At 42.4% G+C, this 24,896-nt stretch carries 24 protein-coding genes and 1 tRNA gene; 16 read left to right on the plus strand and 9 right to left on the minus strand.

The features are described 5' to 3' along the window. Positions 1-14 precede the first annotated feature (14 nt). The gene (locus GUA46_RS00710; RefSeq protein WP_176618895.1) at positions 15-704 is read right to left on the minus strand and encodes a LytR/AlgR family response regulator transcription factor; all 690 of its coding nucleotides are present in this window, start codon (positions 702-704) and stop codon (positions 15-17) included. A gap of 3 nt (positions 705-707) precedes the next feature. Then, positions 708-1,706: a sensor histidine kinase gene (locus GUA46_RS00715; RefSeq protein WP_176618896.1), complete on the minus strand. Its 999-nt coding sequence runs from the start codon at positions 1,704-1,706 to the stop codon at positions 708-710. A 261-nt stretch (positions 1,707-1,967) separates the two neighbouring features. Here GUA46_RS00715 and GUA46_RS00720 point away from each other — a divergent pair, with 261 nt between their 5' ends. After that, positions 1,968-2,528, plus strand: coding sequence for a YceI family protein (locus GUA46_RS00720; RefSeq protein ID WP_176618897.1), 561 nt, complete (start codon positions 1,968-1,970; stop codon positions 2,526-2,528). A 55-nt stretch (positions 2,529-2,583) separates the two neighbouring features. On the opposite strand, the gene GUA46_RS00725 is transcribed toward GUA46_RS00720, so the two are convergent. Both GUA46_RS00725 and rseP read right to left on the minus strand, forming a co-directional pair. After that, a tRNA-Asn gene (locus GUA46_RS00725) sits at positions 2,584-2,657 on the minus strand. Positions 2,658-2,726: 69 nt separating this feature from the next. Continuing rightward, positions 2,727-4,082: an RIP metalloprotease RseP gene (gene rseP / locus GUA46_RS00730; RefSeq protein ID WP_176618898.1), complete on the minus strand. Its 1,356-nt coding sequence runs from the start codon at positions 4,080-4,082 to the stop codon at positions 2,727-2,729. 151 nt (positions 4,083-4,233) lie between these two features. Between rseP and GUA46_RS00735 the strand changes: the two genes are divergently transcribed. The 8 genes from GUA46_RS00735 to GUA46_RS00770 all read left to right on the plus strand — a co-directional run bounded on the left by GUA46_RS00735 (position 4,234) and on the right by GUA46_RS00770 (position 10,653). Beyond that, positions 4,234-4,908, plus strand: a complete 675-nt coding sequence (locus GUA46_RS00735; RefSeq protein ID WP_176618899.1) for an SCO family protein — start codon at positions 4,234-4,236, stop codon at positions 4,906-4,908. 89 nt (positions 4,909-4,997) lie between these two features. Continuing rightward, positions 4,998-5,240 (plus strand): FeoA family protein, encoded by a 243-nt coding sequence (locus tag GUA46_RS00740; RefSeq protein WP_176618900.1) that lies wholly within the window; start codon positions 4,998-5,000, stop codon positions 5,238-5,240. Then, on the plus strand, positions 5,237-7,453 hold the full coding sequence (gene feoB / locus GUA46_RS00745; RefSeq protein ID WP_176618901.1) for a ferrous iron transport protein B: 2,217 nt from the start codon (positions 5,237-5,239) through the stop codon (positions 7,451-7,453). The genes GUA46_RS00740 and feoB overlap by 4 nt, the downstream gene beginning before the upstream one ends. Positions 7,454-7,460: 7 nt before the next feature. Next, positions 7,461-7,604: a hypothetical protein gene (locus tag GUA46_RS00750; protein ID WP_176618902.1), complete on the plus strand. Its 144-nt coding sequence runs from the start codon at positions 7,461-7,463 to the stop codon at positions 7,602-7,604. 211 nt (positions 7,605-7,815) lie between these two features. Continuing rightward, complete coding sequence (locus GUA46_RS00755) at positions 7,816-8,343, plus strand: RNA polymerase sigma factor (RefSeq protein ID WP_176618903.1); 528 nt, start codon at positions 7,816-7,818, stop codon at positions 8,341-8,343. A gap of 2 nt (positions 8,344-8,345) precedes the next feature. Next, a complete protein-coding gene (locus GUA46_RS00760) occupies positions 8,346-9,131 on the plus strand; it encodes a HEAT repeat domain-containing protein (protein WP_176618904.1) in 786 nt (261 codons plus the stop codon). 20 nt (positions 9,132-9,151) lie between these two features. After that, positions 9,152-9,904 (plus strand): DUF4097 family beta strand repeat-containing protein, encoded by a 753-nt coding sequence (locus GUA46_RS00765; protein WP_176618905.1) that lies wholly within the window; start codon positions 9,152-9,154, stop codon positions 9,902-9,904. Between the two features lie 35 nt (positions 9,905-9,939). Continuing rightward, entirely contained in the window at positions 9,940-10,653 is a 714-nt protein-coding gene (locus tag GUA46_RS00770; RefSeq protein ID WP_176618906.1) for a DUF4097 family beta strand repeat-containing protein, read from the plus strand. Here GUA46_RS00770 and GUA46_RS00775 read toward each other — a convergent pair. The 3 genes from GUA46_RS00775 to GUA46_RS00785 are packed head-to-tail and all read right to left on the minus strand — an operon-like array spanning position 10,650 to position 11,900. Next, positions 10,650-11,042: a DUF423 domain-containing protein gene (locus tag GUA46_RS00775; RefSeq protein WP_176618907.1), complete on the minus strand. Its 393-nt coding sequence runs from the start codon at positions 11,040-11,042 to the stop codon at positions 10,650-10,652. The two genes, GUA46_RS00770 and GUA46_RS00775, sit on opposite strands and share 4 nt — an antisense overlap. Positions 11,043-11,046: 4 nt before the next feature. Next, positions 11,047-11,460: a DUF2141 domain-containing protein gene (locus GUA46_RS00780; RefSeq protein WP_108245423.1), complete on the minus strand. Its 414-nt coding sequence runs from the start codon at positions 11,458-11,460 to the stop codon at positions 11,047-11,049. Further along, positions 11,457-11,900: a hypothetical protein gene (locus GUA46_RS00785; RefSeq protein ID WP_108245424.1), complete on the minus strand. Its 444-nt coding sequence runs from the start codon at positions 11,898-11,900 to the stop codon at positions 11,457-11,459. Before GUA46_RS00785 ends, GUA46_RS00780 begins: the two co-directional genes overlap by 4 nt. A 125-nt stretch (positions 11,901-12,025) precedes the next feature. Between GUA46_RS00785 and GUA46_RS00790 the strand changes: the two genes are divergently transcribed. From GUA46_RS00790 to GUA46_RS00820, 7 genes are all read left to right on the plus strand, one after another. Then, positions 12,026-12,781 (plus strand): DUF6090 family protein, encoded by a 756-nt coding sequence (locus tag GUA46_RS00790; protein WP_176618908.1) that lies wholly within the window; start codon positions 12,026-12,028, stop codon positions 12,779-12,781. Between the two features lie 26 nt (positions 12,782-12,807). After that, positions 12,808-13,566 (plus strand): SDR family NAD(P)-dependent oxidoreductase, encoded by a 759-nt coding sequence (locus GUA46_RS00795; protein WP_176618909.1) that lies wholly within the window; start codon positions 12,808-12,810, stop codon positions 13,564-13,566. A 4-nt stretch (positions 13,567-13,570) separates the two neighbouring features. After that, positions 13,571-14,047 carry a hypothetical protein gene (locus tag GUA46_RS00800; protein ID WP_176618910.1) on the plus strand — a complete coding sequence of 159 codons (477 nt, stop codon included), beginning with the start codon at positions 13,571-13,573 and terminating at the stop codon, positions 14,045-14,047. A 135-nt stretch (positions 14,048-14,182) separates the two neighbouring features. Continuing rightward, positions 14,183-17,299 (plus strand): VPS10 domain-containing protein, encoded by a 3,117-nt coding sequence (locus GUA46_RS00805; RefSeq protein WP_176618911.1) that lies wholly within the window; start codon positions 14,183-14,185, stop codon positions 17,297-17,299. 155 nt (positions 17,300-17,454) lie between these two features. Then, positions 17,455-17,853, plus strand: coding sequence for a hypothetical protein (locus GUA46_RS00810; protein ID WP_176618912.1), 399 nt, complete (start codon positions 17,455-17,457; stop codon positions 17,851-17,853). Positions 17,854-17,930: 77 nt separating this feature from the next. Further along, complete coding sequence (locus GUA46_RS00815) at positions 17,931-22,268, plus strand: CusA/CzcA family heavy metal efflux RND transporter (RefSeq protein WP_176618913.1); 4,338 nt, start codon at positions 17,931-17,933, stop codon at positions 22,266-22,268. A 2-nt stretch (positions 22,269-22,270) separates the two neighbouring features. Next, on the plus strand, positions 22,271-23,395 hold the full coding sequence (locus tag GUA46_RS00820) for an efflux RND transporter periplasmic adaptor subunit (protein ID WP_176618914.1): 1,125 nt from the start codon (positions 22,271-22,273) through the stop codon (positions 23,393-23,395). 6 nt (positions 23,396-23,401) lie between these two features. Here GUA46_RS00820 and GUA46_RS00825 read toward each other — a convergent pair whose 3' ends face one another. Together GUA46_RS00825 and GUA46_RS00830 are read right to left on the minus strand one after the other, a co-directional pair. Beyond that, positions 23,402-24,223 (minus strand): ZIP family metal transporter, encoded by an 822-nt coding sequence (locus tag GUA46_RS00825; RefSeq protein ID WP_176618915.1) that lies wholly within the window; start codon positions 24,221-24,223, stop codon positions 23,402-23,404. Next, positions 24,223-24,879, minus strand: a complete 657-nt coding sequence (locus GUA46_RS00830; RefSeq protein ID WP_176619528.1) for a metal-dependent transcriptional regulator — start codon at positions 24,877-24,879, stop codon at positions 24,223-24,225. The genes GUA46_RS00825 and GUA46_RS00830 overlap by 1 nt, the downstream gene beginning before the upstream one ends. Positions 24,880-24,896 lie beyond the last annotated feature (17 nt).

Consider the following 24,896-nt stretch of genomic DNA (forward strand, 5'->3'; position numbering starts at 1 on the left):
TGTTCCGGGCTTTTTTATAGGATGCTTTTTAAGAAATTGTCTTTATAGGCCCTCCCCATGGGTATTTTGGCGCCGTTGGTCAGCAACACCATGTTACCGGAAATACGGTCTATTTTTTTGGTATTGATGATATGGGATTTGTGTATTTGGTAAAATTGACTGCCCCCCAACACTTCCATCCAGTGCCGCAGGGGCTCATTGGACAATATTTTTTTTTCCTTTAGATGAATCTCTGTGTAATCGGAATCAGAGGCAATCGTGTAAATATCCCTAACCAAAACCTTGATATGTTCATGACTGGATTTTACATAAATCTCAGTAAGTGGAGTGGTATCATTTTTGGATATGACATGCTCATGTTTTGCATTTACCTTGTTCACGGCCTGTAAAAACCGCTGGAAAGAAAATGGCTTTAAAAGATAGTCCACCACGTTCAAGTCGTATCCTTCAAGTGCATATTCGGAGAAAGCGGTAGTGAAGATCACATGTGGCGGATCTGGAATACTCTTCAAAAAATCGAGACCATTGATCTTGGGCAGGTGAATATCCAGAAACATAAGATCTACCGACTCTTTGTTCAAGAACTCCATAGCTGTCAGTCCATCAGAAAAAACCTGTACCAACTGCAATGTGGGCACGTCCTGAATAAACTTCTTCAATATCCGCTGTGCCGGCGGTTGATCTTCAACAATGATACACCTCATAACCTAAATCTTTTCCAATTCCAGCTTTAGAAACACCTTGTAGCTGTTATCGGCCTCCTCTATATGCAAAATATGCTTTTTTGGGTAAAGAAGTTCAAGGCGTTTCTTTACATTTTTCAAACCAATTCCTTTAGCAACACTATCCAGACTAAACCCTGGCTCATAATTGTTCTTGCATCTGAACTCCAATATAGAATTGCTCAACTTTACGGAAATATCTATCTCAATATCCGAAGACTGTCCGGATTGGCTGTGCTTGAAGGCATTTTCTATAAAAACAATCAAAATCAATGGCGCGATCCTATACTCACCCTCGATCTCGTCCACATCAAATTGTACTTCTCCCCTATCCTCTATCTGCAATTTATAAAGACGGATGAAGTTGCCCAATTGCTCCAACTCCTTTTTTAAGGGGACCAATTGTTCCTTGGATTCGTATAGCATATATCGCAGCACGCCGCTCATTTCGAGGATAATCTCCGGCGTCTTTGGCGATTCTTGCAAAGCGTAAGAGTATAGATTGTTCAAGTTGTTGAACAAAAAATGGGGGTTTATTTGACTACGCAAAAATTGAAGTTCACTTTCTTGTATGGTGGTTTCGAGCTCATCGATTTGGGCCTGTTTTTTAAGGGCGTCCCATCCAAATTTACATCCTGAGAGAATGAACATTACGGGCAGAATACCCAATAGGGAAACATAAACACCCGGGAAAGCATCTGCGCGTTTGGTACCCGGGAAGATAATGGGTTCCAAAACAACCTCTTCAATTACGATAACAATTGATACCACTATGGCCGAACCCAAGAAAAACTGCCAATATTTCTTTTTGTACAAGAATTTAGGCATAAGATAGTAGGTAACGCCTACCGTGGCCAAGCCATAAAACAAAAGAAATATTGCCCTGTGCACTACTATGCTCCCTGTATTTCTATCAAAAGAAAAGAACAGGAGAACCAATACGTGCAATACTATTTGAAAAAGAAGTTCCTTTTTAGAAATCAATACAGTTAGGTTAATGAGTACCAAAACTATATATAAAACTGCGTTTACAGAAAAGTAGCTTTACCAACAACCATATTTAACCCCTCAACGACATTATATTCATATCCATTCATAACCATTTGGTTGATTGAGGGTTAACCCATGTTGTTCACGGAAAATATTTATATCTTAAGTTCTAATTGACCATATTTAGTTGAAAATTTTATCTAAAATTGGTAAAAACATCATAAACAAAACTACTAACACTTAAATCACACAATCATGAAGAAGACTATTTTCGCACTTGCGTTTTTAACATCCCTAGCGGTTGCGGCACAATCCACTTGGAAATCGGACGGGGCACACTCCAAAGTCGGTTTTGGCATTTCACACCTAATGATCTCTACCGTAGAGGGCCATTTTAGTGATTTTGACATAACAGCAACAGCGACTGACACTTTTGACAACGCGGAATTTATGGTGGATATTAAAACCACCAGTATTGATACGGATAATGATAGGCGTGACGATCATTTAAGAAGTGGCGACTTTTTTGATGCGGAAAAATACCCTTCCATCACTTTTAAGAGTACCAGCTTTGAAAAGACCGGAGACAAAACCTTTAAGTTAATGGGCGACCTTAGCATGCACGGGGTTACCAAACCGGTTACCTTGGAAGGCACTGTGAACGGAATAATTACCGATCAACGCAGTCAAAAATTGAAAGCAGGACTAAAACTTACCGGAACCGTAGACCGATTGGCATTCGGAGTTGGTGGTGACACACCTACATTGGGGGATGAAGTGGAGCTGACCATCCATTTGGAAATGGCTCAACAATAACAAATAAAAACCAACAAAAAAGCCACCGAAAATTCGGTGGCTTTTGCTTTAGATGCTCCCCCTCTTGGGCTCGAACCAAGGACCCTCTGATTAACAGTCAGATGCTCTAACCAACTGAGCTAAGGAGGAATATTTTACCTTAAGCGGGTGCAAATATAACGGATTCTTTTTTACACCACAAACAAAAAATTTGCTTTTCTATTTAAAAAGCCATTTGTATAAATCGTTACCATTGGCAAACAGCAACAAAGCAATTAAAATAAAGAAGCCTATCATTTGGGCATACTCCAAAAATTTATCGCTTGGCTTGCGTCCAGTGACCATTTCGTAGAGCAGGAACATTACATGTCCACCATCCAGTGCCGGAATGGGCAAAATGTTCATAAAGGCCAAAATAATGGATATAAAAGCCGTTGTGGCCCAAAATGCCGGCCAGTTCCAAGTGTCGGGGAACATGCCACCAATAGCCGCAAAACCACCAACTTCTTTATACGCACCAGTATCGGGATTAAATATTTTTTTCATTCCCTTGATGTAGTCCGAAAGTGTTTTTACACCCTTGTTCCATCCAGCGGGAATGGATTCCCAAAAAGAATATTCTAAAGTTTTTACCTTCAAATATCCTTTTTCTTGCAAATCCTTCATAGTAACAGGAGCCGTTACAAGCCCAAGCTTTCCTTTACTATTTACCTTGGCCGTAACATGCTCTTCTTTACCATTTTTCCTACGCACAAGTATGTCTATATCTCTTCCCTTGTTCTTTTCAAGTTCATGCATTACTTGATCTCGATAAATGGCCTGTTTCCCATTTATGGACAGAAATTCGTCCATTGGCCTTAGATCAACTCCTTTATTGTGGGAAGTATCTGGAACACTATTCACATAAAACGGAACCCTATAGTAAATAAAACGGGCTTTTTCTTTATCCTCAGACAAAGTTTCTATAAAATCTACAGGAATCTCCTTCTCTATTACCTGCCCATCCCTTTCAATAGTATACTTCTCACCATAAACCATTTCTGGAAGCACCTGTTGCAAGGCTTCTATCTTTTTACCGTCGATAGATAAAATTTTATCCCCTGTCTGGACACCCAACTCATCTCCCAAACTTTTCTCGGTAACCCAGATTCCATCCTTTAAGCTATCATTGGCGATGTACTCTTCACCATAGGTAAAAACAAGACCAATAAAAATAACCACGGCCAAAACAAAATTAACGGCAACTCCGCCGAGCATAATGATCAAACGTTGCCAAGCTGGTTTGCTACGGAACTCCCAAGGCTTAGGTTCCTCCTTCATCTGCTCCTTGTCCATGCTTTCATCGATCATCCCGGATATCTTCACATATCCGCCCAAGGGCAGCCAACCAATACCATATACGGTCTCCCCTATTTTCTTTTTGAACAGGGAGAACTTCACATCAAAAAAGAGATAAAACTTCTCCACCCTTGTCTTAAAAAGCTTTGCTGGGATAAAGTGTCCAAGCTCGTGAAGTACGATCAAGAGCGATAAACTTAGAAAGAATTGTATGGTCTTTATAACTATAGGGGTCATCCGTCGTCTTTTGTTAAAACGCACAAAAGTAACCTTTTAGGGATTGATAAAAAAACCGCATTTTTAATCCCTCTATCATTTAAGAAAGATTTAGCAACAATAAGTCTCTTTCTCCTTGAAGAATAGCCAATTGGGGCGTAATTTTGCAACTATGGGATCATTCTTCGCGAAGTACAAAATGTTCGGAATTGTAATGCTGGTACTCTCCGGCGTCATCGTCTATCTATTTTACAATGCGTTGCAACCCGAAAAAATGCTCCCGGTCTACCAGCCTTCCATGGTTGATAAATCACTAGTGGACAGCACCTTGCACTACACCAAAAAATACCACAAAGTGGCAGATTTTTCTCTGGTGAACCAAAATGGGGAAACTATCACGCAGGAAGATTACAAGGACAAAATCTACGTAGCGGATTTCTTTTTCACGACATGTCTCACCATTTGCCCTATAATGACAAAAAACATGGGCGAGGTGCAAGAAGCTATCAAGAACGACCCTAACATTATGCTACTCTCACATTCCGTCACCCCGCAAATCGACACCGTTGCCCAATTAAAACGGTACGCTGTGGAAAAGGGAGTAATCGATAGCAAATGGAACTTGGTTACCGGCGATAAAAAACAGATTTATGAGCTTGCCAGAAAATCCTATCTAGCCGTTAAAAATGATGGGGACGGAGGTCCATTTGATATGATCCATACCGAAAATTTTATTTTGGTAGATAAGGAAAAACGTATTCGGGGCTTTTATGATGGCACCAATCGGGAAGAAATAGATAGATTACTCAGCGATATTAAAATACTTGAAGCCAGCTACAAAGAGTAATTCCCTGCACCTTTCTCTATAATTAGACCTTCAAATTCTCCTTTTTTACTTATTTTTGGCCTTACTTAAATTTATTCTAAATAAGAACAGTGGTGACGGTTGCAGATTTAAAATATGGACAAAAGGGGATAATCAAAGATTTCACCGAACATATACTTCCGATAAAATTATTGGAATTGGGGTGCTTGCCCGGAAACAGTGTGGAGCTTTTGCAAATTGCGCCCCTGAACGACCCTATCTATATCAACCTAAGCGGGAGCCATTTGGCAATAAGAAGGTCTTTGGCAAAACTCATCGAGTTGGAAATTATTGAAGAAACGCAGGCCAAATGAGCAAGAATATCAATGTAGCCTTAATTGGTAACCCCAACACTGGAAAAACCTCGGTTTTCAACCAACTTACAGGACTTAAACAAAAAGTAGGCAATTATCCGGGCATTACGGTAGAGAAAAAAGAAGGAATATGTAAACTTCCAAGGGGCGTAAAGGCCCATATCTTGGACCTACCCGGAACCTATAGCCTTAACACTACTTCGTTGGACGAAAGTTTGGTCGTAGAGCTTTTACTCAACAAAAACGATAAGGACTATCCCGATGTTGCCGTAGTGATCAGCGATGTGGAGAACCTAAAAAGGAACCTGCTGCTTTTCACCCAGATCAAAGACCTTAAGATTCCGACCATTCTGGTCATCAATATGGCGGATCGCATGGACCGTAAGGGTATTTCGTTGGATGTGGAGGCCATGGAAAAAAAGCTGGACACCAAAATTGCCCTTGTGAGTACCAGAAAAAATACCGGAATCGATAGAATCAAGGAGCTCATTGCCGACTATAAGAGCATTTCCTCAAAACCTATCTTGGATACCTCCAGAATTTCCCCGGAATATTTTGAGCGCCTAAAAAGTACCTTCCCACAAGAAGATCTTTATAAATTGTGGTTGGTAATCACGCAGGACGTGAACTTTATGCCCATCGAGAAAAAACGCATTCAGGATGCGACTGATTTCTCCACCAAGTCCAAGGACGAGCTCAAAAAATTACAGCATAAGGAAACCGTTCTTCGCTACCAGCTGATTAACAATATTTTAAAGGAAACCTATAAGGTGGATTTTATGGCCGCCAAGGGCCTACGTGCTTCCTTGGACAAAATACTTACGCACAAAGTCTTTGGCTACCTTATATTCTTTGCCATTTTATTGCTGATTTTCCAGGCCATTTTTGAGTGGAGCTCCTACCCCATGGATTTTATTGACGAAAACTTTGCCATGGCAGCGGAATGGATTAAAAACACCTTGCCTCCCGGCGTTTTCACGGATTTACTTGCCGAAGGGATTGTAGCCGGTATTGGCGGAATCGTAATATTTATTCCACAAATTGCCTTTTTGTTCCTATTCATTTCCCTTTTGGAAGAATCAGGATATATGAGCCGCGTGGTATTCTTAATGGACCGGTTGATGCGTCCCTTTGGATTGAGTGGGAAGAGCGTCGTCCCATTGATTTCAGGAAACGCCTGTGCCATTCCGGCCATTATGGCGACACGTACCATAGAAAATTGGAAGGAACGTCTTATTACCATTTTGGTGACCCCATTTACCACTTGTTCCGCGAGATTGCCCGTCTATTTAATTTTGATAGCACTCGTAATTCCCGAAGGAAGCATCCTAGGGTTGAGTTACCAAGCATTGACCTTGATGCTATTATATCTTATAGGATTTGGAATGGCTCTTTTATCCGCTATGGTCCTAAACAAGATCCTTAAAATAAAGAGCAGGTCCGTTTTTATGATCGAGATGCCAACCTATCGCTTGCCTTTGTTAAAAAATGTGGGCTATACCGTGATCGAAAAGACCAAGAGCTTTGTGCTCGGTGCAGGTAAGATTATTTTGGCGATATCCATTGTATTATGGTTTTTAGGATCCAATGGTTATTCTGATGATTTCCAAAATGCCGAAAGTATTGTAGCCGAACGCATTGAGAGCGAAGGATTGAGCACTTACAGTAAAAATTATGTCCAGAACAATATAGATGCCTATCGCAGCAATGCAGAAGCGGAAGGTATGGCCGCCGGTGCAATACAGGATTCCATCCAAGTCCTCAGAGAAGAACTTTCCGAAAGGGCCGTTGCCCAAGAGATTGCCAGCTACAAATTGGAACACTCGTACATCGGGCAGGCAGGAAAAGCTTTTGAACCACTTGTAAAACCCTTGGGTTATGATTGGAAGATAGGTATAGCTGTTTTGACCTCCTTTGCCGCACGTGAAGTGTTCGTAGGTACCTTGGCCACCATTTACAGTGTGGGGAGCGACGAGGAAGAAACCATACAGAACCGAATGGCGGCGGAACTGGATGAAGATGGCGAACCATTGTTCAATTTGGCTTCAGGCATATCTTTAATGTTGTTCTACGCTTTTGCCATGCAATGTATGAGTACACTCGCTATTGTAAAAAGAGAGACGAACTCTTGGAAATGGCCCATGATTCAATTGGGCTTTATGAGCGTTTTTGCGTATATTATAGCATTAATGGCCTATCAAATATTAAGCTGATCCAAAGATGGTACAACAAATTTTAGCATACGGAACATTGATTATCGCTTCAGGATATTTGGTCTGGAAATTTTTGCTGCCCAAATCCATCTTCAGCAAGGGTAAAGGCAACTCCAATTCCTGCGGAAGCGATAACTGCGGATGTAGTTAACTTCTTTTTAATGCGGTTGTCAGGCCGAGCGCAGTCGAGACCTTAACATTAGATTCGATGACCTCTCTAACACTTTAGAGGCCTACTTAGTATACCGTATTTTCAACCACTTACCCTTTCATCAAACAATTTTTCATTTTTTTTGACTCCTTTCTGTAACCTTTCTTAATTTCCTGACTATATAAGTCAAACGCCAACTAAAAAACAGCATTTGGAAACGCTTTCAGATGAAATGATTATGCAAAAAGTGTCCGAGGGAAACTTGGATTTGCTCAAGGTACTTTTTGACCGTCACCACAGACATGTGTATAATTTTCTTTACAAAATGTCCGGGGACAAAATGTTGGCCGAAGATCTTACACAAGATGTTTTTTACAAACTCATCAAGTATCGGAATTCATACAACAATGGGTCGTTCTTGTCGTGGATGTTCACCATAGCCCGCAACAGCCTTAAAACCCATTATACGAGAAACCATAAAACCCATGATGATATTGAGGTCTTGGCGTATAAAGCAGTAGAAGAAGAAGAAAACGATATGAGCGAGAACAATGCCCACCTGCAATACGCGCTGAACCAACTTGACCCATACGATAGGGAACTAGTGATATTGAACCGCTACAAGGAAATAAAATACGATGAACTAGCGGAAATTTTTGGAAGCACCCCCGGTGCCGTAAAAACAAGGGTGTGCAGGATTTTAAAAAAGTTGAAGAATATTTATTTAGAAAGTATATAGCCATGGAAAAGAATCACGTTTTTGACCAAATACCAGATTATCTGGATGGCAATTTGACCAAATCAGAAGAAAGAGCATTTGAAACACACATAAAGAGTTGTCGAGAATGCCAAAATGAACTGGAAGAAATGAAGACCTTTTTCAATGCTTTTGAAGAGGACGTAGCTACACCATCGGACAGACTTAAATCTAAATTTGAATCTGCCCTTGAACAGGAAAAATTGAATCAGGGGAAAGTAGTTCAACTTGAGTCGAAACCATCATCCAACTGGACAGGAAATGTATTGAAAATAGCAGCGAGTATTGCACTGTTGGTTGCCGCATTTCAAATGGGAAGTATATTCCAGCAGCGAAAAGTCAACGAAGATATTGCGCAGCTTCAGGACGAGACCAATCAGATGAAACAAACCGCTATGCTATCGTTAATGGAAAACCAATCTGCGAGCAAGCGAATTCAAGGGGTAAACTATATCGAGGAATTTGAACAACCTGATGAAGCCATCATTCAAGCGCTCTCCAACCGATTATTATATGATGATAACGACAATGTGCGAATGACTGCTTTTGAGGCGTTGGCAAAGTTCACCTCATCCCAAACAGTCAAAACCACCTTCATCGAGGCTCTGGAACAAGAAAAAAATCCGAGCATACAAGTATCAATTATTCAGGCCCTAGTTCAGATTCAAGAGAAAAAAGCGGCCGAACCCATGAAGAAACTATTGGAAAAAGAAGACACACAACCTTTTATCAAAGAACAAATCAAGGCAGTATTGCCAAGTTTAACATAAACATCAAAAAGCGAAAAATCATGAGAAAATTAACCTTTATTCTAACAGCCCTTTTCATGGCCACTGTTGCCCGAGCGCAAAGCGATTACACCAAATCCCTGGATGGTATCCAATGGGTGAAAATCGAATCTAAATCCGATATTGTGGTCAAGACCCACAGCTCCAACCAGCTATTGATCAAGTCAGGGCCGGAAATCAAGACCCCAGAGCGAGCCAAAGGACTCAAATTAGTGGGAGAAGGCGGAACCGATAATACCAACGTAGGTTTTTCAGTGGTCCAAGATGGGAACACATTGATTGTCCACAACCTCAGAAAGGATAAAAAAGGTGAGATTTATTTACCTGCCTCACAAAACGTTTCCGTAAAGAGTACTTGGAACGGCGATATTGAAATAGATGGGTTTTCAGGGGAAATAGAAGCGGATGCCCAACTCAACGGTGGTGTCAAAATTTTAAACGTGAACGGGCCCGTTACCGCTAACTCACTCAACGGTGTACTGGAGGTGGTTTTTGGAAAGGTAACCCAAAGTTCCCCGATTTCCCTCTATTCCACGAACGGTGCCGTAGATGTAAGCCTGCCATCCAACACTCCGGCCAACTTGGCCTTGAGCACCTTAAACGGTAACGTCTACACCGACTTTGAGGTAAAGGCAGAGGACAAAAACGGATTGAAATCAGTTTTGGGCAGGGACATTAAAACGTCCATTAACGGAGGTGGTGTTAAAATAGCATTGAAATCCACCAACGGGAATATGTACCTCAGGAAAAAATAAACATCAATCATCTAAAATCAAAAAATCGAACAGTCATGAAAAAATTGATCATTACCGCAATCGTGGGATTGGCCACACTATCCCTTACTGCACAAAAAATCATCGAAAAAAACTTTAACTATTCCGGTCAATCCATTGAATTGGATGTAAAGTTTGCCCATCAAATTGAAGTCAAAACATGGGACAAATCGAACATCTATTTTAAGGCGGACATAACCACCGAGGATGGTAAATTCATCGACCTCTACAAATTGGATATTGATGAGAGCAGTAGCTCACTGCTTATAGAATCTGATGCCAAACCCATTTTTGAAGCATTCCACGATGAATGGAACAAAAACAATCCAGGGAAGGAAAGACGTTACTATTATAAAGGTGACACCTATGAGTTCAATTATGTTTTGTATGTTCCGAAAGGAGCTACCTTTAAGGTGAGCAGCATAAACGGGGACCTTACCTCCGAAATTATTGAAGGTGATTTTACCGCAGATTTAATAAACGGAGACATTGATATTTCCAAGTATGATGGCGATATGGACCTACAGACCATTAATGGAGAAATTGATTTGGTGATGAAAAACGCGAAATTGACCGCAGAGACAATCCATGGGAATATTTATGCGGATGAGGATATGCAATTGACCATTTCCGACCGATATGTGGGCCAAAAGGTCCAAGGTAGTTTTGACAATGCTTCAAACAGCCTTACACTGAACACCATCAATGGGAATATGTACCTTAGGCTTTAAATTATATGGGCTATAAAAGAATAGAGCAGCAAGGCCCATCCGATAACCAACAGCAGCCCTCCGATTGGCGTAACCGGGCCCAAGAACTTAGGCTTATTGCCTTTGGCTGCACCTAAGCAAAGGGCATAAATACTGAAGGAGAACAACAAAGTTCCAAAAATAAAGCAGTTGACGATCCATGTATCTATCGGGGCGTCAAATCCTAGGTTAAAGCCTATGACCAATAGCACAATGGCGTGGTACATTTGATATTTGACCCCTGTCTCAAAACTTTGTAGGAGTTCGGGGGTCAATTTCTTTTTAAGCGCATGGGCACCAAAGGCACCAAAAATCACCGCTAACAGTCCGTAAAGCGCGCCCATAAGCTGGGCCATAAAAATTGTTCCCATAATTTTATAGGTCTATATGGATTTCGTGGTCAGAACTCATTTTAAACGAACACTCCTTAAATTTGGGAGGACCAAAAGTCTTCATTTTAGCTTTTGAAAACGCCACTTTCTCCCTTGGAATTCCCAACCAGTTGGTATCAAGCTTTCCATTATCGTTCTCATCATGGAAAATAGCAAGCGCATATTCACCAGCAGGAAGGTCAGAAATATGTAACACTACACTTCCCATATCGGCATTTACGCTATCTGATCTTAAAACCTGGTCAAAGGACAAAAAGCTATCGTCTGAGTCGTAGATTGCAACTTTAACGCTCCCATGGCCGGAAGGCACATTGTTTACCTGAACGGACAGGGTATTCTGAGCAAAGCAAAAAACGGGTAAAAGTAAAATTAGGAGCAGACAATTTAATTTGTTCATGGCTTTACCGTGGCTGTTTCATGGTTCTTTTCCAATTCTGTCCTCAAAATTGCAAATAATTCCTCGGTTTCAAGGCTGTCCTTTAAATTGAGGTACATTTTAAGAGAGTCGTGGTGCACCAACTTAATTTTTTGCTGGTAAAGATTGTCCACAAAAACATAAACTTTGGTCTGGGTGATCGAGTCATTAAAAACACCTTTTTCTCTTTCCATCCAAGAAAAACCGCTGGAACGCTCCATCTCGGGAAGTCTGTCTACATAAAACACACTGTCCAATTCGCTCAAAGGAATTTTTTGGTAATAGATACCCGAGAAAACCCTAAAGTTCCCCTCCTCTATCTTATGCCAATTTTTATAGTGCTCCACATATGCCAGCACACAAATAACCAAGGTCAGAATGATCAAAACATTCCACAACCAATGTCTTTTTTTTGATTTCATAGTATTTCTCGAAGTTTCCTGTACGAAAAAGAGTGTCGCCCACAAAGAAACATAATTAATAGAACAACATTATAATATGTACAATATTGTGTCCTAACTTATTATCTTTAAACAAATCACAAGCTATGCCGATCCTATTCAGAAAAATTAGAAAAGCGTTGCTTTCCGGAAACAGTGCAACCAAATACATTTTATATGCTATTGGCGAAATTGTACTTGTGGTTATCGGGATTTTGATTGCTTTACAGATCAACAATTATAGCGAGGAGATAAAGAAAAGAGAAATTGAAAGTGTTCTGTTGAACAATCTATTTTTGGAGGTGGATTTGGATATCCGTCAAATCACAGAAAACACAGAACAATCCTTGACAAGATTAGCAATGCTGGATAGTGTAATCAAAAAATTAAAACATCCAGAAACCATAGACAAATCTAGTTTCTTGCAATCCTCCTACAATTTTGTGATAGATAATTATTTTAAGAGCAACAGCGGAATCTTTGATGAAGCGGTTTCTTCGGGAAAAATGAGCTACATCCAAAACGAAAGATTGCGACAACAAATTTTTAATTACTACCGTACCGTAAAGGAAAGTTATACCGATGGCACCACCCGCCAAGTTACCGATGAGTTCATCACACCTTTATTAATCGAGTCCCTGATGATGAATACCAACGGTTTTGATTTGATTGCAACAGACCTTGCCACAATTGCCCCATTAGATTCCCTAAACCTTGCAGGGTTACAAAAAAACCGGGATTTTTGGAAAATGGTTCTGCTAAAGTTTGGGAGCAACCAAGAGCAAATAGGCCGCTGGGGACTTATGAAAGAAGATGCGGAAAAGCTTAAACAAGAAATCGAAAAAGAAATCAAACAAATATAAATCCATTCAATCGCCATAGTTAGCTTATGAATTTTACCGACAAATATGTTCTCGTTACAGGTGCCTCTCGCGGCATTGGTAAGGCAACCGCCATTGCATTTGCCAAAAAAGGTGCAACAGTAGGCATCAATTATCGAAGCAATGATCAAGTGGCGCAAGAAACTTTGGCGGAACTTCCCGGTGATGGACACCAGCTTTTTAAAAGGGATATTTCACAGAAATCAGAAACCGAAGCGTTAATCAACGATTTTATAGCAGAGTTTGGCCGTCTGGACGTGTTGGTGAACAATGCGGGTATTTCTATTTTTCATGAAATAGACCAAGTTGATTTTGACCATTGGACCAACGCTTGGGAAAAAACATTTCAAACCAATCTATTTGCTGTGGCCAACCTTTGTTATTGGGGCGCCAACGCCATGATGAAGACCGGTGGCGGACATATTGTAAGTGTATCTTCCCGCGGTGCCTTTCGTGGGGAACCTACCAAACCGGCCTATGGGGCCAGCAAAGCCGCATTGAATTCCATGAGCCAGTCGCTTGCCAAAAAATTGGCTCCGCACAACATTTATGTTGGTGTGGTCGCACCAGGGTTCACCGAAACTGAAATGGCGAAAGAGACCCTAACCCCGGCCGAGCGGGAAAACCTGCTTCGCGAATCCCCTTTTAAACGAATGGCCCAACCCCAAGAGGTGGCCCATGCCATATTATTTTTGGCATCTTCAGAGGCTGCGTATTCTTCTGGAACCATTATCGATGTAAATGGGGCATCATACCTAAGAAGTTAAATTTATGAAGGCTGCAACCGTTGCCCAACTCAAAAAGGAACTGCAATACAAATCGCAGGACGAAGTGCTACAGCTTTGCCTTAGACTGGCACGTTTTAAAAAAGAAAACAAGGAACTGCTCACCTATTTGCTGTTCGAATCCGATAGTGAAGAGGGCTACATCGAAACCGTAAAGGAGGAGATTGACCAGATGTTCTCTGAAATCAACGTGAACAGCTATTTCTACATCAAAAAGAGCGTTCGTAAAATTCTACGAACCATCAAAAAATATATTCGCTATTCAGGCAACAAGTCCACTGAGGTGGAGCTGTTGCTGTACTTCTGTGAAAAACTGAAATCGTTTCGGCCTTCCATCAACAGAAACACCACCCTTAAAAATCTGTACACCCGACAATTGGAGTACATTAAAAAGAAAATACCCCTGCTGCATGAAGACCTTCAGCATGATTACGGTGCAATCCTTGAAGAACTCCATTATTGATTGGCCAATAAAATGCAGTAAATGTTTTAGAACGACTCAAAATATTCAAGGATTTGGATAATTTGATTAAAATTTCTCATCGATATTGAGTAAATTGTGACTTTATTATAACTACTCATAACCAACCTTGACATCATGAGAATGCCAACAACCTCTCTGAAAACATGGACACTTCTTTCCCTGTTTTTCTCGACACTTTTTATCAATGCCCAAAATGCATCCACCACAAAAATCGATACCAGTTTTTACAGTGGTTTTACATGGCGAAATCTGGGACCTGACCGCGGTGGCAGAAGCTTGGGCGCATCCGGAAGCCCAACACGACCGAACGAATACTATTTTGGTGCTACCGGAGGTGGTCTATGGAAGACCGTTGATGGTGGAATCACCTGGAAATGTGTAACCGATGGACAGATAACGAGTTCATCCGTCGGAGCCGTTGCGGTTGCAGAAACCAATCCCGATGTCGTATATATTGGAATGGGAGAAACCCAATTGCGGGGAAGTATTACCCAAGGTGATGGTGTGTACAAAACAACCGATGGAGGAAAAACTTGGACCCATCTAGGATTGGAGGAGACCCAAGCTATCTCTAGGGTCCGTGTAGACCCCACCAACGAAAATATTGTATACGTTGCCGCGTTGGGACATCCATACGGCGAAAACGAGGAACGCGGTGTTTTTAAGTCCGTAGATGGAGGGGAAACTTGGAAAAAAGTTCTCTACGTGAGCGACAAAGCGGGTGCCGCAGACTTGATCATCGACAGAAATAATCCAAATGTGCTGTATGCCAGCACATGGCAAGTATACCGTAAAGCTTGGAAAATGTGGGGCGGTGGTCCCGACAGCAAACTGTGGAAATCCACAGATGGTGGTGAAACTTGGGCGGACTTGACCGAGAACAAAGGAATGCCAGAAGGTCCCATTGGTAAAATTGGGGTGACCGTTTCTCCTGCGGATTCCAACAGGGTTTGGGCCATTGTAGAAGCCAACGAAGGTGGTGTGTTCCGTTCGGATGATGGAGGTAAAACATGGGAAATGACGAACAATGAGCGTAAATTGAGACAACGTGCCTTTTACTACTCCAGAATCTATGCCGACCCAAAGGACAAGGATGTAGTCTATGGTCTTAATGTAGGATTCTTTAAATCTACCGATGGAGGAAAAACTTTTGATGAAAAAATAGATACACCACATAGCGACAACCACGATCTGTGGATAGACCCAAACAATCCGGACAGGATGATAAGTTCCAACGACGGCGGTGGCGTAGTCAGCATCAACGGAGGAAAAACTTGGACCGAACAAGATTATCCAACAGCTCAGTTCTACCACGTGATGGCGACAAGCGATGTTCCTTACCACGTAGCAGGGGCCCAGCAGGACAACTCCACCTTGGCCATGCCCAGTGATGGTTGGGATTTTAAACTTGCCGGAGGAACCGATGCCGAATGGCAATATGAAGTTGGTGGTGGAGAAAGCGGCTGGATCACACAAAGCCCTACCAATCCAGATATTTTTTATGCAGGAAGTCAAGGTGCACTCTTAACCCGTTTTGACAGAAGCAATGGGCAGACCCGCGATATTCAGGTATATCCAAGGTTTTTCTCCGGTGAACCGGCAAGCGCCTTACCGGAAAGATGGCAATGGACATTCCCAATCATGTTTGCTCCAAAAGACCCCAATGTGATGTACACCTGTTCACAACATGTTTGGAAAACCACCAACGATGGACAAACATGGGAAAAAATAAGCCCAGACCTTACCTATGCCGACCCGGAAACATTAGGAAAAACAGGTGGTGTGATCACCATGGACATGAACGGTCCGGAAATTTATGCGACCGTATTTGCACTAGCGCCATCTAATCACGATATCAACACAATCTGGGCAGGTTCCGATGATGGAAAAATTCACATTACTCGTGATGGCGGTAAAAACTGGGAAGATATCACTCCCGAGGACCTACCCAAATATTCCAGGGTAAGTATCATAGATGAATCCGTCCACAATCCGGGAACATTGTACGTTGCCGCAAACCGTTACCAAGTAGATGACCGGGAGCCTTACGTTTTCAAGACCCATGATTATGGAAAAACTTGGACAAAAATTATAACCGGTATCGAAAAAGGACATTTCGCAAGGGCCATCCGCGAAGATCATCAACGAGAAGGCCTATTGTTCTTGGCCACAGAGCACGGTGTATATTTCTCCATAAACGATGGTGAGGAATGGCAATCGATTCAATTAAACCTGCCGGACACGCCAATCCGGGATTTGGTGATCAAGGACAATGATGTGGTATTAGGTTCCCACGGAAGAGGTTTTTGGATCCTGGACGACATCCAGCCGTTGCGTGAGTATTCCGAAGACCTGAAAAATGAGAAGAGCGTATTGTTCAAGCCGACAAATGCCATCCGAGGCATCTACAATGCCAAGTTTCAATATTATTTGGAAGAGGAAGTGGATTCGGTGACCTTTTCGGTTTTTGATGCCGACAACAATTTGATAGAAGCCTTTGGGGGAAACAAGCCAAAATATGAAGAAACTGGCGGTTCGTCATGGTGGAGTCGTTTCAGCAGTACCAAACCAACCACGGCCAAGGGCATCAATAGTTTTACATGGAATCTTAGATACCCTGGCCCAACCACTTTTGATGGCATTATTATTTGGGGGGCATCGGCCACCACAGGTCCCAAGGCACCGCTCGGGGATTATACCATCCAAATGAAAGTTGGTGAAGAGGTCATCAAAAGCTATCCATTTAAGATTGAAATGGACCCAAACCTGAAAGGGATAACAGCGGAAGACCTTCAAAAACAATTTGAATTGGCATCAAAAATCACCAAAAAAGCCACTGTTGCCAATGAAGCGGTTATCCAGATTAGGGATATACGTAAACAAATAGACAGCTTGGGCAAGGCCATCAGTGGCAGACCCTTCAAGAAAGCATCGGAAGACCTAATGGAAACGCTGACCCAAATCGAGGAAGACCTTTATCAAACCAAAAACCAATCGGGACAAGATCCTTTGAACTTTCCCATCAAATTGAACAATAGATTCAATGCACTGCAGCGCAGTATAGAGAATGGTGATGCAAGACCAACTGATGCCGCTTATGTGGTATACGATGAGCTCAGTGCAGAATTGGATACACACATGGCCAAACTGAACACCGCTTTAAAAAACAAACTACCCAAAGTAAATGCTGTCCTTGAAAAGGAAGGAATGGAGCCCATAAGTTCTGAATAAAGGGACTGCAACAATTAAGTACTATAAAAAACATGCCCTCAAAAAGGGCATGTTTTTATTTATCACAAGATATTTTAAGGAGAATTTAAATTCATTACAAATTATGACATCAATTATCGTAAAGCCTGTTTAATTCGTAATTTTGATGCTTCAGGATGAATAAAATAGTTATCATAGGGATATCCTTCCTCATTCTGCTCCAAGGAGCCAACATTCATTTTAAGGATTTGGTAGAACTTGGGCAGCTTATTGAGCACTACCAATTCCACAACGAGGAATATGGTGATGACTTTATGGTCTTTGTTTCCAAACACTACGGAGAACTCAAAGCCGAGCACAGCGAAAAACACCAAGAAGAACAAAAAGAGCACGAAAAACTACCTTTTCAGCATCAATCCCATTGTTCGCAACCGCATGTTTTTGTTCTTGGAGCGGATAATTTTATTAATTCCTATTCTGAGATTCCTTTGGTTGTCAAAGGAATTTTCCATTATCAATTTTCTTATTCCCTAGTATGGGGAGATGGCCCTTTTCAACCGCCAAAACACGCATAATTCATAGTATTCCAGCGCAGCTGGACACTTTTCTCAAGCTTTATTCTATTTAATAATGCTATCATTCTCTATGAATCATGTTTTCAAAAATTATAAACTTTAGCATTAAGAACAAGTTTATTGTTCTTTTGTTCACCGCGTTTATCGCCTTTGTCGGCCTCTATTCGCTATCACAAATACCTATCGGAGCTGTACCCGATATCACCAATAACCAAGTACAGGTTTTAACTACATCAAATCGACTTTCCACACAGGATATGGAAAAGTTCGTCACCTATCCCGTTGAGTTGGAAATGGCGAACCTGCCCGGTGTAAAAGAAATAAGGTCGGTTTCCAAATTTGGCCTTTCGGTGGTCACCATTGTCTTTGAGGACGATATGGGCACCTATCTGCCAAGGCAGCTCATTGCCGAAAAGATAAAATCAGCATCCAGTCGTATCCCGGAGGGTTTTGGTAGCCCGGAAATGGGACCAATTACCACCGGTTTGGGCGAAATCTATCAATATATTTTGGATGTCGAGCCCGAGTACAAGGACCAATACAATTCCACGGAGCTTAGGACCATACAGGATTGGATTGTTAAACGTCAACTATCAGGAATTCCCGGTGTCGTCGAAGTAAATACATGGGGAGGCCACCTTAAACAATACGAAGTTGCCATCCAGACCCAAAAACTCAATGCCTTGGACATTACCGCAAGAGAAGTGTTCACTGCCTTGGAAATGAACAATAGTGTATCCGGTGGCGGTTATATCGAAAAAGTAAACCAAGCCTATTTCATTAGGGGCGAAGGCCTTGTGAGCAACCTTAAGGATATCGAGAACATCGTGGTCACCAACCGCAACGGAATCCCTATCTATATTAAAGATGTAGCCAAAGTCGGGTTTGGCAGCGCGCCACGCTTTGGGGCCATTACCGGAAATGGGGAGGGCGAAAAGGTTCTTGGTCAAATTATGATGCTGAAGGATGCCGACTCCAAAAGGGTAATCGAGGCTGTAAAAGAACGTGTTGCCTCCATATCTAAATCGCTTCCCGAAGGGGTTTACATCAATCCATTTTTGGATCGTAGCGAACTTATCGGAAGAACCACCTTTACCGTTACGGAGAACTTGGTTTTGGGTTGTTTGATCGTAATCTTTGTGGTGGTCCTGCTCTTGGGCAATTGGCGGTCTGGACTTGTGGTCGCTTCTGTAATTCCATTGTGCTTACTATTCGCTCTCACCTTAATGAATATTTTTGGTGTGGATGCCAACTTATTGAGCCTCGGTGCCATCGATTTTGGAATCATCATAGATGGTGCTGTAATCATTGTGGAGTACATTGCCTTTCAGATTACCCAGAAAAAGGCTCAGCTCGCCAATCTTGGTAAGACTGAAGCACAATCCATTAAAGATGAGATTACCTTACAGGGAGCCACCAAGATGATGAACTCCGCCGTATTTGGACAGCTAATCATTTTGATTGTTTTTATACCCATTCTGTCATTGAGCGGTGTAGAGGGCAAAATGTTCAAACCTATGGCACTGACCTTCAGTTTTGCCTTGTTGGGAGCGGTTTTATTGTGCTTTACTTATGTTCCAGTGGCCTCGGCATTGTTTCTAAAGCCATCCAAAGAATCCAAGAAAAGCATCTCTACGCGCCTTGTCAACTGGATTAACCGAAGATATGAGCCGGTTATCGAATGGGCAATGCGAAGTAAAAAGTTGGTGCTCTCAGTTGCCGCTGCACTACTAATCGGGGCCATACTATTATTTACCTCGATGGGAGGTGAATTTGTTCCCACTTTGGACGAAGGTGACTTTGTGATTCAACCCGTGCTCAAAACAGGAACCACTTTGACCAAAACTGTGGAGACCACGACCAAAATGGAGCAAATCCTATTGGATAATTTCCCAGAAGTGAAGCAAGTGGTAAGCCGTATCGGTGCCGCAGAAGTGCCAACGGACCCGATGTCCATGGAGGAAAGTGATGTGATCATCTCATTAAAACCAAAAAGCGAATGGGTATCTGCCGAGACCAAAGATGAATTGGCCGATAAGTTCAAAGAAGCGCTGGCCGTAATTCCAGGTATTGAGCTAGAGTTCACCCAACCCATTGAAATGCGTTTTAACGAATTGATTACTGGGGTACGTGCCGACATTGCGGTAAAAATCTTTGGACAGGACCTCGAAATCCTGAACAAAAAAGCCAACCAGATCAAAGACCTAATACAAGATGTGGAAGGAGCTTCGGATATTATTGTTGAAAAAGTGGAAGGCCTCCCACAAATGAATGTGTCCTTTGATCGTGCCAAGATTGCACGTCACGGATTGAACATTGCCGACCTCAACGAAATGATCGCCATGGGGTTCGCAGGGAAGGTCGTCGGAAGTGTGTTTGAAGGTGAACGCCAGTTTGATATGGCCGTTCGGCTCGACTCAGAAAACAGAAAAGACATCTCCAATCTAAGGAATCTGTACGTGGATATCCCAAATGGAGGCAAGATACCCATGAGCGAGCTTGCCGAGATCACCTATCAAAAAGGTGCGGCGAAAATTTCCCGAGACGATACCCAACGCCGTATTGTTGTGGGTATCAACGTAAGGAACCGCGACCTTCAGTCGGTGGTGGATGACATTCAATTGATAATCGACGAGAATTTGACATTGCCCCCAGGTTACATTATCAGTTATGGCGGGCAATTTGAAAATCTGCAATCAGCAAAGGCAAGGCTACTTATCGCCGTGCCCATAGCGCTGTTGCTCATCTTTATCATGCTATATTTTGCTTTTGGGTCTGTGAAGGAAGCACTACTGATTTTCTCTGCCATTCCATTATCTGCCGTAGGCGGTATACTTCTGCTTTGGTTACGGGATATGCCATTTAGTATTTCGGCAGGTGTAGGTTTTATAGCACTTTTCGGTATTGCCGTTCTTAACGGAATTGTATTGATAGAGCACTTTAAAGAGCTTAAGGGAAAAGACTTTGAATCCATGGAAGCCCTGATAAAGCAAGGGACCAAGGATAGACTACGGGCCGTATTGTTGACAGCTTCTGCGGCTGCATTGGGATTTTTGCCCATGGCGGTCTCCACCAATGCAGGTGCCGAGGTACAGCGCCCCCTTGCAACGGTAGTTATCGGGGGATTGGTAACGGCCACCATGCTTACCTTGGTAGTACTCCCCGTTCTCTATGCCTATTCCCATAATATCAAGTTCAGAAAAATCAAAAGAAAAAGAAAGATGAACCGAAATACATTGACATTGATAGTGATGTTGATTTCATTTTCAGGGTTCTCCCAGACCAAATTGGACCTAGAAGGTTTGATAACGCTCTCCTTGGAAAACAATAAGGGCATCCAAGCAGGTTCATTAATGGTCGATCAGGCAGAAACACTAAAGGGTTCTGCTTTTGAGTTTGATAAAACGGACATTTACTACCAATATGATGAAAACAACTTGGCAATGAACGGGGAACCCCTCAAGGTTTTTGGGGCACAACAACAATTTGAGTTCCCGACGGTTTACGGTGCCAAGAACCGACTCCAGAAGTCGAACTATGAGCTACAGAAGTCATCCTTTGAGATACAGAAGAAGCAATTGTACCAATCCTTGAGCAAGGCATACTATCAATACCAGACACTGAACCAAAAGGCAAAGCTTTACCATACGCTGGACAGTATTTACAGCAAATTCGCCCATGCGGCCAATAGACGTTTTGAACTGGGAGAGACCAACTATCTGGAAAAAGTGACCGCAACGGCCAAACAACGCCAGATCGCGAACACCTATTCGAAGGTCAAGCAACAGATGTTGACTACGTACGGCCAGATTGTGAGCTTGGTGCAAAGTGAAGACACTTTGGAGATCGTCCATAAAAAACCAGAAAAGTTGACTGTATTGAATTCCGAGGGAATGCTGCAAACGGAAACCTCATTTTTGGACAACCGGCAAGAGCGGAGCAATGCCCAAAAGAGTTTGGAGGAAAATAGATTGTTGCCCGACCTCAACCTCGAATATTTTCAAGGTACAAACAGCACTCTGGGCACTTCGCTGTACGGTATTCAATTGGGGGTACGCATCCCTATCTTCTTCTTTGGACATAGTAGCAAAGTAAAGTCGTCCAAAATCCAGACCAAGATCACGGAAATGGAGAACACCGAAATCACCGTGGCCATAAACCAGCGTTATAAAACTTTGATGGGACAACTGGAACAACAGGCCAAGGAACTCTCCTACTACGAGGACGAGGGCGGTCTACTTTCCGATCAAATCTTGAAAGCCGCCTCTGGCAACTTTCAAAACGGGGAAATCGACTTTTTCCAGTACATCCAAAGTTTGGAGAACGCCTACGACATTCAACTTAATTACTTGGATGTACTCAACCAATACAATCAAACCGTAATCGCCATTAATTACTTGACAATAACATTATAACAATGAAAAATATATTTCAAATAGCCGCTATTTTCCTTCTGTTGATAGGCTGCGGCGATAAGACCAGTGAAGCATCCGCCACGGAAGAACAAGGAGAACCATCGGGAATTGTGGTTACACAAGACCAGTTTGACACGAACAACTTGGTGGTCGGTCCCATGGAGCAAAGGACTTTCCCAAAAATGGTCGAGACCTCTGGCATGATAGATGTTCCGCCAGAGAACAGGGCCAGCGTCACTCCATTTATGGGTGGATTTGTGAAACAGACGTCTCTACTTGTGGGTGACCGAGTTAAAAAGGGACAACTTTTGGTAGTATTGGAAAACCAAGAATTTGTGCAAATGCAGCAGGAATACCTTGAGGTTTTCAACCAGTTAGATTACCTAAAAGCAGAATTTGAACGGAACCAAACGCTTTTTGATGAGAAAATCGCCTCCCAAAAGAACTTTCTTCAAGCAAAGAGCAACTATCAAACGGCCCAAGCCCGGTACCAAGGTCTTAGGGAACAACTACAAATGCTGAATATTTCTCCCAGCAAGGTGGAACAAGGAAACATCTCATCGCAAGCCGCTATTTATGCACCCATTGCCGGAAGCATAACAAAAATGAACGTGACCAAAGGAAGCCACGTTTCACCCGCTACGGAAATTTTAGAAATTGTAGACAACCAACATGTTCATTTAGAGCTTACTGTTTTTGAAAAGGATATTTTAAAAGTGAAGAAAGGTCAAAAAATACAGTTCAAGATTCCTGAAGCATCCGAAGAAGCTTTTAACGCAGAAGTGCATTTGGTGGGAACATCCATTGACGATGCCAAAAGAACCATCAAGGTGCACGGACATTTGGAGCATGAAGAGGGTAACTTTTTACCGGGAATGTTCGTTGATGCCATGATAATGACCGACACAACCAAAACGTGGTCGTTGCCCGAAGAAGCCGTAATAGAATCCGAAGGCAACTATTATGTGCTTAAGCTGGTAGAGCAAACAGATGGCAGTTACACTTTTGAGAGAGTAGCCGTTAAACAAGGCGGTACCTTTGATGGGTTTACTGAAATCATATCCACCGGACTTAACGAAACAGATCAGTTTTTGACCAAGGGTGTATTTGATTTGATCGGCGGATAGATCATTTTATCCCAGACCCACATCCAAGGTCATCATAATTATAAATCCACCGATAAAGCCCATTGTGGCGATATCGGTGTATTTATCTTGTTGCGTTTCGGGAATTACTTCTTCCACTACCACAAAGATCATAGCTCCGGCCGCAAAGGATAGTGCGTAAGGCAATATGGGTTCGAACGTTAGCACCGCCCAAGCACCCAATACCCCGGCAATGGGCTCTACCAAAGCAGATGCTTGACCATATAAAAAGCTTTTCCTTCGACTTAAACCCTGTCTTCTCAAAGGCATGGCCACTGCAAACCCCTCTGGAAAATTCTGCAGCCCTATACCCAAGGCCAAGGCCACTGCCCCACCGATGGAGGCTCCTTCAAAACCTGCTGCCACGCCACCGAACAATACCCCTACGGCCAATCCTTCGGGAATGTTGTGTAAGGTTATCGCTAAAGTCAACAATGTGGTCCTGTGCCACGGAGTCTTTACCCCTTCCGCTTCGCTCATTTTAAAATTGATGTGCAAGTGGGGCAAGATCTTATCCAATCCAAAAATAAAGGCCGCACCTAACAAAAAGCCGACTGCTGCCGGAATTACTTTTACGAAACCGTCGCCAGGGCTCATCTCAATTCCCGGCGCCAATAAGCTCCAAAAACTAGCAGCCACCATAACCCCTCCAGTAAATCCGAGCATTCCATCCAAAAGTGCACGGTTCATGCCTTTAAAAAAGAAGACCAGTGCTGCTCCCGCCGCAGTCAATCCCCAAGTAAAAAGAGTCGCGTACAATGCCGCCAATACGGGGTCTATTTCTTGAAAATATTGAATTACTTGTTCCATCAGTCGTTCTTTTTTACATAAAGGTTAGCTGCTATTTGATGTGATATCCGCATTTCCTTTCCATCCATTTGAATACGAAGGGAATTGTCAAAATCTTCCTTGTCCAATACTTTGATGGTATTTCCCAAAGCGATTTTGTTCTTATCCAAAAACTTTAAAAAAGGTACAGAGGAGTCTTTCACCCCCACACAAACTCCTTGAGAATTGATGGGCATTTCACTGAGCAGTTTTTCATCCCGTTCTTGGAACTTTCCATCTTTGGTGGGAATGGGGTCCCCGTGCGGATCATGTTTGGGAAACTCCAGAAGCTCATCGAGCTTATCAATTAATTTTTCACTTTTGATGTGTTCCAACTGTTCCGCTACTTCGTGTACCTCATCCCAAGTAAAATCGAGCTTCTTTACCAAAAAAACTTCCCATAGACGATGTTTTCTGATAATTGACAAGGCAGTCTTCACTCCTACATCAGTCAACGACACTCCTTGGTACCGCACATAGTCCACCAATCCTTTTTCCGACAATTTCTTGGCCATGTCCGTTACCGAAGATGGTTTTGTCTCCATCTGTTCTGCAATGGCGTTGGTGGTAATCGACTTGGCATCACCACCTCCCAAATGAAAAATTGTCTTTAAATAATTCTCCTCTGATCGGGTCATCAAAAAATATTTTTTCA

Origin of the sequence: Flagellimonas chongwuensis, assembly GCF_013376415.1 — a bacterium.
Taxonomy (GTDB): Bacteria; Bacteroidota; Bacteroidia; order Flavobacteriales; family Flavobacteriaceae; genus Flagellimonas; species Flagellimonas chongwuensis.

Excerpts from the sequence above, each read along its gene's own strand:
- GUA46_RS00710 (WP_176618895.1), bottom strand. The coding sequence starts at position 704 with ATGAGGTGTATCATTGTTGAAGATCAACCGCCGGCACAGCGGATATTG.
- GUA46_RS00720 (WP_176618897.1), top strand. The coding sequence starts at position 1,968 with ATGAAGAAGACTATTTTCGCACTTGCGTTTTTAACATCCCTAGCGGTT.
- rseP (WP_176618898.1), bottom strand. The coding sequence starts at position 4,082 with ATGACCCCTATAGTTATAAAGACCATACAATTCTTTCTAAGTTTATCG.
- GUA46_RS00735 (WP_176618899.1), top strand. The coding sequence starts at position 4,234 with ATGGGATCATTCTTCGCGAAGTACAAAATGTTCGGAATTGTAATGCTG.
- feoB (WP_176618901.1), top strand. The coding sequence starts at position 5,237 with ATGAGCAAGAATATCAATGTAGCCTTAATTGGTAACCCCAACACTGGA.
- GUA46_RS00750 (WP_176618902.1), top strand. The coding sequence starts at position 7,461 with ATGGTACAACAAATTTTAGCATACGGAACATTGATTATCGCTTCAGGA.
- GUA46_RS00760 (WP_176618904.1), top strand. The coding sequence starts at position 8,346 with ATGGAAAAGAATCACGTTTTTGACCAAATACCAGATTATCTGGATGGC.
- GUA46_RS00765 (WP_176618905.1), top strand. The coding sequence starts at position 9,152 with ATGAGAAAATTAACCTTTATTCTAACAGCCCTTTTCATGGCCACTGTT.
- GUA46_RS00770 (WP_176618906.1), top strand. The coding sequence starts at position 9,940 with ATGAAAAAATTGATCATTACCGCAATCGTGGGATTGGCCACACTATCC.
- GUA46_RS00775 (WP_176618907.1), bottom strand. The coding sequence starts at position 11,042 with ATGGGAACAATTTTTATGGCCCAGCTTATGGGCGCGCTTTACGGACTG.
- GUA46_RS00780 (WP_108245423.1), bottom strand. The coding sequence starts at position 11,460 with ATGAACAAATTAAATTGTCTGCTCCTAATTTTACTTTTACCCGTTTTT.
- GUA46_RS00785 (WP_108245424.1), bottom strand. The coding sequence starts at position 11,900 with ATGAAATCAAAAAAAAGACATTGGTTGTGGAATGTTTTGATCATTCTG.
- GUA46_RS00790 (WP_176618908.1), top strand. The coding sequence starts at position 12,026 with ATGCCGATCCTATTCAGAAAAATTAGAAAAGCGTTGCTTTCCGGAAAC.
- GUA46_RS00795 (WP_176618909.1), top strand. The coding sequence starts at position 12,808 with ATGAATTTTACCGACAAATATGTTCTCGTTACAGGTGCCTCTCGCGGC.
- GUA46_RS00800 (WP_176618910.1), top strand. The coding sequence starts at position 13,571 with ATGAAGGCTGCAACCGTTGCCCAACTCAAAAAGGAACTGCAATACAAA.
- GUA46_RS00805 (WP_176618911.1), top strand. The coding sequence starts at position 14,183 with ATGAGAATGCCAACAACCTCTCTGAAAACATGGACACTTCTTTCCCTG.
- GUA46_RS00810 (WP_176618912.1), top strand. The coding sequence starts at position 17,455 with ATGAATAAAATAGTTATCATAGGGATATCCTTCCTCATTCTGCTCCAA.
- GUA46_RS00815 (WP_176618913.1), top strand. The coding sequence starts at position 17,931 with ATGTTTTCAAAAATTATAAACTTTAGCATTAAGAACAAGTTTATTGTT.
- GUA46_RS00820 (WP_176618914.1), top strand. The coding sequence starts at position 22,271 with ATGAAAAATATATTTCAAATAGCCGCTATTTTCCTTCTGTTGATAGGC.
- GUA46_RS00825 (WP_176618915.1), bottom strand. The coding sequence starts at position 24,223 with ATGGAACAAGTAATTCAATATTTTCAAGAAATAGACCCCGTATTGGCG.
- GUA46_RS00830 (WP_176619528.1), bottom strand. The coding sequence starts at position 24,879 with ATGACCCGATCAGAGGAGAATTATTTAAAGACAATTTTTCATTTGGGA.